We start from the raw sequence: 13,028 nt of genomic DNA on the forward strand, positions 1-13,028 counted from the left end.
ATGCCTAATAAAAATTTCTTATTATTTGCCCTACCAGGAACTGAACATCTAGCTAACAGAGTATGTAGTTGCTTGAACACAAATTTAGCAGAAACTGAATACACTAGATTTGCCGATGGTGAGGTTTTAATCAAATCAAAAGCAACCGTTAGAAACCTAGATGTTTATGTTGTTGTTTCAACTTCATTAAGTGTTAACGACCGTTTAATGGAGTTATTAATTTTTGTTGATTCATTAAAAAGAGCATCTGCAAAATCAATCACAGTTATTTTTACTTACTTTGGATATGCAAGACAAGACCGTAAATCAAAAGGGCGTGAACCTATCACTGCTAAGTTAGTTGCTAATCTTTTAGAAAGCGCGGGAGTTACAAAAGTAGTGGCTGTTGATTTACATAATCCTAGCATTCAAGGATTTTTTGATGTGCCTGTTGATGACTTAAGAGCACACTATGTTTTATCAAGTGAACTAGCAAGCAGAAAAGAGCGCTTTACCATCGTTTCTCCTGATTATGGTGGAACAGTTAGAGCAAGATTAACTGCTGAATTAATCAGTAATGATATTCAAATTGCAATCGTTGATAAGCGCCGCACTGGCGTTAATAAAACTGAGGTACTAGGCTTAATTGGTGATGTCCAAGGTAAAAATGTTGTCATCGTTGACGACATTATTGATACTGGTGGAACCATTATCAAGGCTGCTGAAACACTAAAAAAATATGGTGCTAAGAAAATAATTGTTGCTGCTAGTCACGGAATTTTCACCAAAGGCTTTGAAATCTTTGAAAATTCTGAAGTTGTCGATGAAGTTATTATTACTGATTCAATTCGACAAGAAAAAATGTTTAAGCAGTTCAAAAAATTAACAATCATCAGTCTAGCAGACTTTATTTCACAAGTAATTGTGGCAATGACTGAAAACAGAAGTATTTCAGATATTTATAAAAAACTACGAGATGGAGTTATAAATGACATTTAAGGAACAGTGTCGGTACTTAGTCACAAATGAGCAGTTTTCTAAACTTAATGAGTATGTAAAACTAATTGAACAAGATAATGCTCACTATAATTTAACGGGCTTTAAAGGTGATGAACTTTGAGAACATGGGATTTACCAATCTTTGATTGCTTATCGCAATAAAATCTCTGAAAACATCTTTGTCGCAGATATTGGAACTGGTGCAGGTTTTCCGATAATCCCTGTTTTAATTGCCAATAGCACTATCAAGTTAACCGTTTTTGAACCTCAAAAAAAGCGTGCGATTTTTTTGAGCAAGGTTAAAAGTTTGATTGATATACCTTTTGAAATTGTGCAAGAAAGAATCGAATCTTACACAACTAAAACTAATTATTTTGACCTGATTACAGCAAGAGCCGTGATGTCGCTGCAACAACTGATGGAAGCAACTATTCATATTGGTAAAAATAATGCTGAATATTTATTTTTAAAGGGTTTAAACGTTGAAAAAGAAATTCGTGAAGCAAAAAATACAGCAAATTTCTTCGGTTTAACGACTGAAGTAGAGCACATTGAAAATAAAAGTGATCATACAATTAACTTGGTTAAATATAGAAAAACTAGAACAGAACCAATTGGTTTTCCTAGGGCATGAATCAAAATTAAGACTCAACCTTTATAAAAAAACCTAGTAATTTTATTTCAAATGAGTTAGCTTTAAGTGCTAACTTTTTTTATTAATGTTTTGGCACTCAAATTTCGAAATAACACTTTTTTTAGAAGATAGTAAGTTTTTTATAAATTGAGAAAACTTTTACTAGAAAAGTATAATTATAATAGGTATTAAAAACCTTGTTTCATTTTTAATCAATGTTGCAATTAGTTAAATAAAACTAACCAATTGGTCAGGTAAACATGAAATTTGAATCTTATTTTTTAGAGGTGTTATATGAAAATTACTAAGAAAAAAATAATCTTTATACTGTCAACTGTATCTTTATTAGCAGTTTCTGGTACTGCAATTGCCTGCGGTGATAAAGTTGTTTATGGTGGTGAACCTGGCGTAGATATCGAGATTTTTGATAAATTTAATACATATACACTATCTGATTCAAAAAAGGTAGATTATTTTGCCTTCAAAAGTAGTGGCTATCCTGCTATCTATAATAAAAGTCTTGATAGAATTAAGCCCGTTATTATTTATAACTCAAAGCAGATGTTGGAATACTTACAAAACTGAAGAAAATCTATGGTTAAATACTATGAAAAAAGAACAAAAACAGGTTCTCCAGGGTTCCCTTTAATAGATATGGTTCAACAACTAGACAAATATATTTTTGCCATGAAAGATAAATTCACAGATGATTTTTTTGCTGAAAAAATCATAATTTTTGACTATGGAAATAATGCTAGTGCAAGAGTTATTGTTGATAAAAAAGACTATAGAGAAAAAGGTGGTGAGATTGTTAATTTAGATAATCTTGAAGTTAAAGGTAAAGATATAACCTTTACATATTATTATAAAGATTTTCAAGATTATCAACCACTTAAAGAAAATCAACATGTAGAAAATTATGGAATTGTTTATTCGTTAAACAAAAAAGATTTTAATATCAATGGTGATGGCTATCAAGTCAAAAAACTACTTTATGATTATTCAGAACAAACTCCAATAGAAAAAAGAAACTTAAAGATTAATTCAGCACTTTCACAAAACTTGCACCTGAATACAGAAACTTCAGTTTTAAAATGATTTAAAACTGAAGTTGATTCTGAAACAGAAAGTTACTTTGCAGCAACACATATTAAGGAAAAATCTGAATTTGAAGCACTATTAAATAGTTTTATCGAAGGCTACAAAAAAGATTATCAAAAAGACTTTTCTGAAGCAGTTAAAAAGTAACTACTTGAGGAATATAACGAAGAATTCTTCAAAGATAATGATTTGCTTTTATTAGCTGCTGATAAATATCAAAACCAATTTAAACTTTTTGATGAATTTATTGAAAACTCTTTTTATACTAATTTAGATTTTCATAGTGCAAACTTTAAAGTTTATAAAACTGCTGTAAAAGTACCTGCTATAGTTGTACCTGAAACTTTTGATCTTGTTACTTATGAAAAAGACATAACTAAGTTTAATAATCATAATAATTTTGCGTATAGAGGAAGCACCTTATTTTTTAAACTTCCTAAAAAATCAATTAGCAAATTAAGATTTTCTACATCAATAGAAATTCTTCCCTTTGGGCTTAGAAAATTTGATTAAGAAAACAGGTGAAAACCAGTTTTTTTGTAATAAAAAACCTTGTTCTATTTGTTAAAGAACAAGGAAAATCATTAATTTTTTATTGAATTAAAGTGTAATTTTTAGTGTGACTGGAGTACTAAAAACTTCAGTTTTTGAGTTGTCTCTACCGGCAATTTTGAAAGTAACTTCTAAATAATTTTCAGTTTCATTAACTTTTGATGTTAAATCTTTGACAGCATGAGATAGTTTTGAAACTAAAGCAAATGACCTAGTATCAAGACCTGCAATAATTAAATTACCAAATAGTTTATCTAGTGCTACAAGTCCATTTTTATCTTTTTTATGAATTTTGTCAAAACTCTTTTTAAGATCTGCAAGTGATTTTTCTTTTCGAGCTCATTTGTAAGTTTGATTATTAATATCATCGGCAAGGAAATCTAAATTTTCTTTGTTAGATTCAAGGTTTGGATTAAGATTAGCAACTTTTAAGAAGTTAACTTGGATTCATGAAATATTCCCTGGAATTACAACTAGTAATTTAAAATATAATTCAGTTCCGTCTTTAGATGGTCCAATACCAGTGTTAACTACCTCAAAATCTTTTAATTTTTCAATTAATTTTGGTTCAAACATTAACTCTAGAAGTGGTTTGAACCTAGGATAAGTATCTTTTGCCGTGCTCTTTCTGATTTTAGCAATATTATCATCGTATAATTGTTTAAATGCTGATAAAGTTGTTTGATATTCATTCCATCCCTCATTTGGAGAATATGATTCTGATGGCAGATCTTTTTCTAAATCTGACAATTTTTTTCAGTCATCCTTACTGTCAAAATCAACAAAGTGCAAAGTAGTTGTAGCTTTAATTGTAGGATCTGTTGCATTACTCAAAGTAACATCAACTGTGAAATTTTGCTCAGTAGCATCAGGTTTTCAGTTACTTAAAGTCATCTTATTTTGATAATTATCAAGATATTGATTAGCAATATCTTGAACTTCTTTGGGAGTGCCCTTTAAAGTTTTTATATCAAATAGTTTGTGTAAAAAGATTAAGTAATTATCTTTATTATTTTCTTCAACTCACTTTTTAAAAATTGAATAAACACCAACATTAATATGTTTGTTGTTTTTGAAGTCTTGTAAGTTACCCTGTCTTTTAATTTTTAACTTACCAAGCACTTCTGCAAGTTGAGTAAGTTCTGCTTGAGTAGCAACCCTTGCTAAGTTATGCATTGTTCAAGTAACATTTTCTTTAATTGCTTCATTAAGTTTTAATGTTGCAACAACATCCATTGAACTTTTGTTCTTATTAAGACTTAACTTAATTTTGATAATTTTAGCCTGTCCTAAATCCTCAGTAAAATTTTTAGTTAAACGATCAGCAACTGAAAAACGGTGATTTGGTCTAGAATAAATTCTTGTAACACCTTCAATTGACTGTTCAGCATTACCTAATTTAGGATTGTCACCCTGACCTGGATAAGTGCTTTGATAATTTCCTACCCTTAATTTAGCAGCGATTTCTTCTAATTTCTTAGTGTCAATTGAGATAATTCTTGATACAGGTTTATCTGGATTAGTTCTAGGTTTTTCAGATTTATCTGCACCATGATCTTGCTTAGGCTTTTCAGATTTAGTTGTACTATCACCTTGTTTAGTACTTTGGTTGTCTTTTCCTTCACTAGGTTTATCTTTGGTTTTGTCAACTGTCTTAGCATCGCCTTGTTTAGGTTGATCCACACCTTTTTCTTTATCTTTAGCAGATTTATCTGCAGAATCTTTTGGTTTATCAACAACTGGATTTTCTTCTTTTGGAGTAATTGCTGTACAAGCAATTGCAGCTGTTGAAATAGCACTAACTGCTGTAGTTGTAACTAGTAGCAGTTTTTTCTTAAAATGTAATTTCATTTTCTTCTCTTTCTTGTTTTAATTTTTTGATCTAATTTTGTCTAAAACACCTTATTAAACAAAATTAGTACTTTTTAAATATTACTCCTAGAAGGCTTAAAAATTCCAAATTAATAGTTATTATCTTTGTCTAATTATTATTAACTTTATTTAATTTTAATAACTAATTTAAAAGCAAAAAATACCCTTTTAAATTGATAAACATCAATTTAAAAACACTAAGAAAGAACGGTAAAAATCTTATATAATTTAATTTATGAACGATGCAATTAAGAAAAAGATTGCAGTAAGTGGAATTACTGCTACTGGTAACTTGACTTTAGGAAATTATATTGGTGCTATTAAGAACTTTTTGAATTATCAGGATAATTCAAAAATGTATATCTTTGTCGCTGATCTACATGCTTTAACTGGTGAAGTTAATCCTGAAGAGTTAAGAAATAATATTCGTAATATTACTGCCTTATATTTAGCCTGTGGACTTGATCCTGAGAAAGTTGTGATCTTTAAACAAAGCGATGTTTCAGAACATGCCTTAATGCAGTGATTACTTTTAAACCAAACTACGATTGGTGAACTATCACGCATGACACAATTTAAAGATAAAAGTCAAGGTGTAAAAATCGCTAACGGAACAAGCAGTATTCCAACTGGTTTATTAATTTATCCAGTCTTAATGGCAGGTGACATTTTACTTTATAACCCTGATTTTGTACCAGTTGGAATCGACCAAAAACAACATCTGGAACTAACTCAAAATTTAGCTAAAAAAGTTAATAATAAATATAAAACTAAATTTACAATTCCTGAAATTTCTTTAGTCAAAGAAGGACAAAAAATTATGTCGCTTCTTAGCCCTGATAAGAAAATGTCAAAATCATCTTTAAATAAAAAGGAAACTATTTTTCTATTAGATAAACCCGAAGAAGCAAGAAAAAAAATCTTATCTGCTTTAACTGATAGTGAAAATAAAATTTACTTTTCAAAAGATAAACCAGGAGTAAGTAATTTACTAACGATTAATGCAGTTTTATCTGATCGTACAATCGAAGAATTAGAAAAACATTTTGAAAATAAAAACTATAAAAATTTAAAAGATGAGACTGCAGAAATTGTTGTAAACTTTTTAAAAACTATCCAAACTAAATATCATGAATCTTTAAAAGATGTTGATCATATTTTAGAAGATGGAGCAAAACAAGCAAAGGAAAGAGCAAGTTTTTATCTTAATCAATTAATGATAAAAATTGGCCTGAAAGATAAATAAAATGGCAAACTACTTAAATTGAAAATTTAAATTAAATAAAGAATTAAATCATACAGCATCGCACTTATTAGCGACTGCAGTTTTAAAACTGTTTCCAAATACTAAGCTAGGATTTGGTCCAACAATTGATGAAGGCTTTTATTATGATTTTGATTTTGAACAACCAATTAATGATCGTGATCTTTTAAAAATTGAAAAGGAAATGAGAAACATTGCTAAACAAAATTTAGCAATGAAAAAAGTAGGAATTGAACACTATTCTTTTAATCATCAACCTTATAAAAAAGAGCTATATGATGAGTACGTAAAAGATGGTCGCAATATTACTTTTTATGCCTTACAAAATAAGGATCAAAAAGACATTTTTGTCGACCTTTGTGCAGGTGGTCATATTGACCAAACTAAAGACGTAAAAAACTTTAAATTGCTTTCAATTGCTGGTGCATATTGAAGGGGAGATAGCAATAATAAACAGCTAACTAGAATTTATGGAACAGCCTGAGATACTGAAGAAGAATTGGCAAATTATTTAGAAATTTTAAAAGAAAGAAAAGAACGAGATCACCGTAAAATAGGGGCTGATATGGAGATTTTTATGTTCCATCCAATGTCAGGACAAGGCTTTCCAATTTGACTTCCTAACGGAATGATCATTAAAAATAAATTGCAATCTCTAGTTTTAAAATTAGATCGTAAATATGGTTATCACGAAGTTTATACACCTCCTTTTGGGGAAGAAAGTTTATATAAAACTTCGGGTCATTTAGACCATTATCGTGCCGACATGTTTACACCTTTAATTGTTGAAAATGAACGCCTAATTCCACGCCCAATGACATGTCCACATCACACCTTAATTTACTCTGCAACAAGACGCTCATATCGTGATTTACCACTACGTTTAAATGAGCAATCTAGACTTTATAGATATGAAAAATCAGGTGCCTTAACAGGGCTTGAAAGAGTACGTGCAATGGAATTAACTGAAGGTCATATTTTTGTTGCTCGTGACAAAATTCATGAAGAGATGATGCATCAATTAAAATTAATTTTAGAAATTCAAAAAATTCTAAAATTAGATTTAGATTACATTTCTCTTTCTCTTCGTGATAAAGATAAATCTAAATTTATTGATGATGAAAAAATGTGAGTTGAATCTGAAAAAGCATTAAAAGCAGTGCTTGATGAAGCAGGTTTAAAATATGAAATTAAATATGGAGAAGCTGCTTTTTATGGACCTAAAATTGACTTCCAAGTTAAGACAGTTTTAAATCGTGAAATTACAGTTTCAACTTTACAACTTGATTTTTCACTTCCTCAAAAATTTAATTTAACTTATATTTCAAATGATGAAACTAAAATTCATCCTGTTCTAATTCACCGTGGTTTAATCGGAACTTATGAAAGATTTATTTCAATTTTATTAGAGCAAAGTAAAGGTAATTTACCTTTTTGATTAGCTCCTATTCAGGCAGTCATAATTCCTCTTGGAGAAAAACATCAAGAATATGCAAAGGCTATTTATGAAAAATTATTTAATTTAAATTATGATGTAAAATTAGATAGTCGAAATGAAAGTGTTGCCAAAAAAATTAGACATTGACAAATGTCTAAAACTAAATATCAAATCGTAATTGGTGATTCAGAAATTGAAAATCAAACACTAACAATTAGAGCATATGGAGAACAAACTTCAACCACTTATAAAGTTGATGAACTAATTGAAATATTTAAAAAGAAAGTAGAAAATTATGAGTAAAAATAAAATTGCTTTTTACAAAAATCATTCATTTATAATGAATGCTATTATTGTAATTTCTACAGTTATTATAGGTATTTCAGGATTAGTTATTTTAGCTGCATCAAGAGCAAATGATCCCTTTCCAGAAGATAGTTATTTAGGAATTAATTTTGGTTTATTAACTGCTGTCTCAGTTGTTGTAATGGTTGCTAACTTTGTCATGTTTTGATATCGCTTAATAAAGATTCAAGGAATTGTAATTTCTTTTTCTGCTTACTTATTGCTATCAATTATTATTCTAACTTATCAATATGCACAAACAGAACAACAATGAATTTTAATTGTACCTTTCGTAGTTGTCTTGCTTATTTCATTTTTCTTATTAGTTGTAGCTTATAAATTTGATGCAAAAATTTCTTCATGAACTAGAAAAAATAAAAAAGCAACAAACTTTATCGATCCAATTGAGGAAATGGAAAATCCTGTTTTTCCAGAAGTATCTCAAACTACTCAACTACAAGAAATTGCTGATTTACAAATTGAAGAAGTTCAAAAAAATCAAGCTGAAATTTTAGACACTTCAAAACGTAAAAAAGCTAAAAGTAAAAATAGAAGAAAATAAAATTTAAGTCGCTGATTCAGCGACTTTTTTGTTGGTTAAATAATTGAAAAAGTTGTTTTGAAACTACTAACTTAATATAAAATAAACTAATTAAGAAAGACTATAAGTAAAATTAATATGAAAAAGAAACTAAATTTGAAATTATCAATAACAACTATTTCGACATTGTCAATTGCATCAATTGCAGTTGCTTGCACTAATCCGAATGCTGACAAACAAATTGAACGATGAACTCTAGAAACTAATTTTGAAAGAGATATTAATACAGATGTAACGGGTTATCTAGGTTGAGCAGGAGTCAATTACAATGTAGATGTTTTAGCAATTCAAGTCGGTGAAAATAAAGATGGTATGACTCAATCTGTAAAATCCTCACTACTTAAATCATATAATTCAGTTTTAAAAAACATTAATAATTTCTTTGATAAATACGAAGGTAAAACTACTTACCCTGCATCTATAAAAACCAAGATTGAAGAAATAACAAAAGTAGTAAATGATATTCCTTTAACTAATGTAGTCCAGGATGTTGAATCTTATTATAAAAAGACTTATGCCATGTTTCAAGAAGTGCGTGAGCTAGCCAAACAGATTAAATTAATTTAAATTAATGGAATCAATTTTGATTCTATTTTATGTTTTCAATAGTTTTAAACGAACTATTGAAATTAAGCACATTCATCATTTGTGTCTAAATTTGTTAAAATCTTAAACATTATTACTTAAATAAATGAAAGGATTTATGAGCAAGAAATTATATTTAAAATTATTTATGGCTATTGCTCCTGTTTTGTCAATATCAACAATTGCAGTTGCTTGCACAAATCTTAAAACTGATGAACAAATTAAAAGATGAACTCTAGAAACAAATTTTGATAAAGACATAAACACTTACATTTTAGGCTACATGGGGTTTGCTGTTCAAGATTATGGTTTTGAAGTTGCTAAATTAAAAACAAATAAAGACTCTGATGGTATGAATCAATCTTTAAAATCAGCCTTACTGGATTCATATAGTTATGTATTAAATAATTTAAACAAATTTTTCGAAACATACGAAGGTAAGATCACTTACCCTGCATCAATTAAAACTAAAATTGATGAAATAACTAAACTAGTAAATGAAATTCCAATCACAACATCTATAGAAGAAACTGATTCTCATTATCAAAAAACTAGATCTTTTTTTTACGAAGTGCGTGAACTAGCTAATCAAATTAAATTAATTTAAATTAATGGAATCAATTTTGATTCCATTTTTTACTGATTTCATCTTAAAATGAAATCAGTCAAATTTATAATTTTTGTTGTAAGATTTTAAGCAATATGAGATTTAAAAGAAGAAAAAAACGATCTAAGCTAGCAAATACGTTAAAAAGACATGAAATTCAATTAAGACTTATTGCTCGTGAAGTCGAGCAAATTCAAGAAAATACACTTTTTGTAGCAGAGAATATAAACCTTTTTTTGGATAAAATTGATGAGTATAGAAAATTCTTAGATACTCGTTCACGTGAAAGAATGGCTTCGGTGCAAGAACTTTTTGACAGCATTAATGATTCACTAGATTATATTTCTGTTTTAATAACTAGACTAAAAGATTTAGAATTATTTCTAATAAAATAGCTAACATCAAAGATTTTTAGCAATCTAAATTACTCGATTCTCTAGTTATTCTTATTAAAAATCATTTAAAAACTTATTTTTTAATGTATTATTTGCATAATATGGAAAGATCAAGAAAATTAGGAAAACCAACTATAAGTGTCAAACAACTAGAAAAACTAGCAATTAAATTAATTGATGAACTTAAAGTACAAGGTGGTTATAGCAGAAGGCTAAAAGCAACTTTAATTAAATTTACTAAGACTTATAATTACATGATTGATGAGCAAGATGGTATTCAAGAAACTTTTGAAAATACTATGAAGTCACTTGCCGACAGATATTGAAGACTAGAAAAGATGATTTTTGAATTAGATGATAGAGTATCTGTTTTAGAGCCTAAAAAGAAGAAGAATTAATTACTTCTTGAAACTTACTTAAATAAACACCAATGGCTTTTCATTGGTGTTTATTTTTACTTGAAAAACAATTGTTAATTGATTTTCAAAAAAGTTGATCTTTTTTTGAATAATAATTTGTCGCTTGCTAAAATATAAGTATAAATTAGATCTTTGCCAACTAAATACCTATCTTGGGATTAGTCCAAAGATCTTTTTTTATATATTTTTTATGAAAGGGGGTCATGGACTCATGAAAAAAAATTTCAAAACGCTGAAGACTTTTTGAAATTTCCTAAACAATTTTTTCAGAAATGAATCTTTAAAAATTAAAGAAATAAATGTTGAAAATATTGAAAACGGTAAACTTTCTTGTATCATTAATTATGAAGAAGAAAATGAACTACAAAAGGGAAAAAATATGAGATTAAGCAGGCTTGAAAAAAGAGTTGATTCATTAACAGTAACAGTAGATTCTCTATCCAAAACTGTTGAGTCACTATCAAAAGATGTTAAATCATTATTTGTAATAGTTGATAATTTAACAGAAGAAGTTAAAAGAATTTCTAACGAAATGGAAGAAATTAAAAGCGTGCTTTTTACTTTAGTAGATGTAGTTAATAACTTTATTACCTACCAAAAAGCCTTTAATGAAAAAGTTGAAAAAGATATTATAGAAATTAAATCAGACATTGCTGATTTAAAAGCAAGAGTAACTATATTAGAAAGTTACCATAATTAGATATCTTTTTTATCTACCCAAATAGGTCTTTAGCCTTGGCTTAGCTAGGCCCAAAAAGCAGATATAGAGATCGGTAAGGAGAATGTGCCCCTATGGGGTGCTTCTCCTTATTTTTATTATTGTTAGCAATAGCAATGTTTTAAGATCTATTATTAATTAGAATAGCAACAACAATATTTTTTGAATAAGCATTGTAACTTTGTAATAAAAAAGAGCCTTTTCAGGCTCTTTTTCTCTGCCGCTTATTGACAGCCCAATCCGATCACTTGAGGACATACTAGTTAGACAGTTAAATAAATTTAACTCTTTCTCATATCTTATGCCTTTAGCAACTTCTATCACTGCAATGGGGCGTACTGAGTGATAGCTTTAACACTAATGCGGGGGATCAAATTTTGCATATGGTTAAGAAATAAGTTTTGTTTAGATAACCTATGCTGTGTAAATTATACAATGTTTTAAAATTTTTACTACATTTCTGTAAAAATGTAGATTTTGATCTGATGGTCTGATAGAAAGTTAATAAATTTAAATAAGATTAGTAGTTTTTATTTATCCTTCTTTTTTAGCAACTCTAAAATTGCTTCAAGCTTTTCATTCGTTTCTTTGTTCTGTTTTTCAACTTTACCCAATCTTTGTTCTATTCTTTTTTCCATTTGCTGTCTTTCAACTTTTGACTCATCAAATTTTTGATTCATTTCAGTTTTTGCTTCAGCAAACTTTTGATTCATTTCAGAGCGAATCTGTTCGTTCCCTTTTTTCATTTCAGATCTTAATTCACTTGCTGTTAATCTTATTTGCTTCAGCACTCATTCTTTGTTAAAAGCTTCATCATCATCTCCAGGACCTGGTGGTGGTACTTTAGGTGGTAAGGGATCGCCTTCAGCTTCATATTTGTATTTAGCCTTATTTGTGATTGGGTGAATTTCAACTGAATTAACTGTTTCCTTCATATCGTGTGTCTTTGTTAACTTTTTCACTTCTGTACACGGCCTATTAATTACTATTTTTGAATCTTTATTGCTCATATTAATTTAATTATAACTAAAGAAAATAACTATTAAGTCGATTTTTCAGTTTTTTCATACACAACATGAAAATTGGGGGGGGTGAAGATGAACCAATTTGCTAGTTTTATAGTTAAAAAACTGCTAAATATATAACTTAAAATTTTATGCTTTGGTCAATATCTTCATATATAATATTTTTTAGATGGTTATTTTTAACCACTTAATAAACAATTTAAAACAATTTATATCTAGAAAGAGAGAATATATGAAATTAAAAAGTAAAAAGTTATTACTAACTGCCTTAACAACTATTGTGCCTTTATCAGTAGTTAGTTTAATAGCTTGTTCAACAAATGGGGGGGGGGGGGTACAACAGCGCAAACACCGGCAGTAAAAAATGCTTTAAAGCGGGATATAAAAAACAAAATAAACGAAAACAAAAAAAATAATCAAACCGGACTAAAAAACAAAAACAAAAAAAAAAAAACAACAAACAAAAAACAAAAAACAAAACAACAAAAACAAAA

Annotated in this window: 15 protein-coding genes; 13 read left to right on the plus strand and 2 right to left on the minus strand. The window is 28.5% G+C overall.

The genetic code is table 4. The features are described 5' to 3' along the window. The 4 genes from CJF60_RS03655 (at position 1) to CJF60_RS03670 (ending at position 3,226) form a co-directional block, all read left to right on the plus strand. Positions 1 to 978 carry a ribose-phosphate pyrophosphokinase gene (locus CJF60_RS03655; RefSeq protein ID WP_084232732.1) on the plus strand — a complete coding sequence of 326 codons (978 nt, stop codon included), beginning with the start codon at positions 1 to 3 and terminating at the stop codon, positions 976 to 978. Beyond that, positions 968 to 1,639 (plus strand): 16S rRNA (guanine(527)-N(7))-methyltransferase RsmG, encoded by a 672-nt coding sequence (gene rsmG / locus CJF60_RS03660; RefSeq protein ID WP_084232733.1) that lies wholly within the window; start codon positions 968 to 970, stop codon positions 1,637 to 1,639. Before CJF60_RS03655 ends, rsmG begins: the two co-directional genes overlap by 11 nt. Before the next feature lie 267 nt (positions 1,640 to 1,906). After that, a complete protein-coding gene (locus CJF60_RS03665; RefSeq protein WP_084232734.1) occupies positions 1,907 to 2,860 on the plus strand; it encodes a hypothetical protein in 954 nt (317 codons plus the stop codon). Between the two features lie 42 nt (positions 2,861 to 2,902). Continuing rightward, on the plus strand, positions 2,903 to 3,226 hold the full coding sequence (locus CJF60_RS03670; RefSeq protein WP_084232735.1) for a hypothetical protein: 324 nt from the start codon (positions 2,903 to 2,905) through the stop codon (positions 3,224 to 3,226). An 87-nt stretch (positions 3,227 to 3,313) separates the two neighbouring features. Here CJF60_RS03670 and CJF60_RS03675 read toward each other — a convergent pair whose 3' ends face one another. After that, positions 3,314 to 5,116: a hypothetical protein gene (locus tag CJF60_RS03675; protein ID WP_084232736.1), complete on the minus strand. Its 1,803-nt coding sequence runs from the start codon at positions 5,114 to 5,116 to the stop codon at positions 3,314 to 3,316. A 256-nt stretch (positions 5,117 to 5,372) separates the two neighbouring features. Between CJF60_RS03675 and trpS the strand changes: the two genes are divergently transcribed. The 8 genes from trpS to CJF60_RS03715 all read left to right on the plus strand — a co-directional run bounded on the left by trpS (position 5,373) and on the right by CJF60_RS03715 (position 11,491). Continuing rightward, a complete protein-coding gene (gene trpS / locus CJF60_RS03680; protein ID WP_084232737.1) occupies positions 5,373 to 6,383 on the plus strand; it encodes a tryptophan--tRNA ligase in 1,011 nt (336 codons plus the stop codon). 1 nt (position 6,384) lies between these two features. Beyond that, the gene (gene thrS, locus CJF60_RS03685) at positions 6,385 to 8,142 is read left to right on the plus strand and encodes a threonine--tRNA ligase (protein WP_084232738.1); all 1,758 of its coding nucleotides are present in this window, start codon (positions 6,385 to 6,387) and stop codon (positions 8,140 to 8,142) included. Further along, entirely contained in the window at positions 8,135 to 8,746 is a 612-nt protein-coding gene (locus CJF60_RS03690; protein WP_084232739.1) for a hypothetical protein, read from the plus strand. Before thrS ends, CJF60_RS03690 begins: the two co-directional genes overlap by 8 nt. Positions 8,747 to 8,863: 117 nt before the next feature. Beyond that, the gene (locus CJF60_RS03695) at positions 8,864 to 9,352 is read left to right on the plus strand and encodes a hypothetical protein (RefSeq protein WP_084232740.1); all 489 of its coding nucleotides are present in this window, start codon (positions 8,864 to 8,866) and stop codon (positions 9,350 to 9,352) included. Between the two features lie 136 nt (positions 9,353 to 9,488). Continuing rightward, a complete protein-coding gene (locus CJF60_RS03700; protein WP_084232741.1) occupies positions 9,489 to 9,977 on the plus strand; it encodes a hypothetical protein in 489 nt (162 codons plus the stop codon). Between the two features lie 95 nt (positions 9,978 to 10,072). After that, positions 10,073 to 10,372 carry a hypothetical protein gene (locus tag CJF60_RS03705; protein ID WP_084232742.1) on the plus strand — a complete coding sequence of 100 codons (300 nt, stop codon included), beginning with the start codon at positions 10,073 to 10,075 and terminating at the stop codon, positions 10,370 to 10,372. Between the two features lie 101 nt (positions 10,373 to 10,473). Beyond that, complete coding sequence (locus CJF60_RS03710; RefSeq protein WP_084232743.1) at positions 10,474 to 10,770, plus strand: hypothetical protein; 297 nt, start codon at positions 10,474 to 10,476, stop codon at positions 10,768 to 10,770. A 232-nt stretch (positions 10,771 to 11,002) separates the two neighbouring features. Then, on the plus strand, positions 11,003 to 11,491 hold the full coding sequence (locus tag CJF60_RS03715; protein ID WP_084232744.1) for a hypothetical protein: 489 nt from the start codon (positions 11,003 to 11,005) through the stop codon (positions 11,489 to 11,491). A gap of 548 nt (positions 11,492 to 12,039) precedes the next feature. Here CJF60_RS03715 and CJF60_RS03720 read toward each other — a convergent pair. Continuing rightward, positions 12,040 to 12,519: a hypothetical protein gene (locus CJF60_RS03720; RefSeq protein WP_143823419.1), complete on the minus strand. Its 480-nt coding sequence runs from the start codon at positions 12,517 to 12,519 to the stop codon at positions 12,040 to 12,042. A 247-nt stretch (positions 12,520 to 12,766) separates the two neighbouring features. On the opposite strand from CJF60_RS03720, the gene CJF60_RS05390 reads away from it, so the two are divergent. After that, positions 12,767 to 12,895: a hypothetical protein gene (locus CJF60_RS05390; RefSeq protein WP_268875540.1), complete on the plus strand. Its 129-nt coding sequence runs from the start codon at positions 12,767 to 12,769 to the stop codon at positions 12,893 to 12,895. The last annotated feature ends 133 nt before the right edge of the window (positions 12,896 to 13,028 follow it).

It is taken from the genome of Mycoplasmopsis agassizii (assembly GCF_002272945.1).
Taxonomy (GTDB): Bacteria; Bacillota_I; Bacilli_A; order Mycoplasmatales; family Metamycoplasmataceae; genus Mycoplasmopsis_B; species Mycoplasmopsis_B agassizii.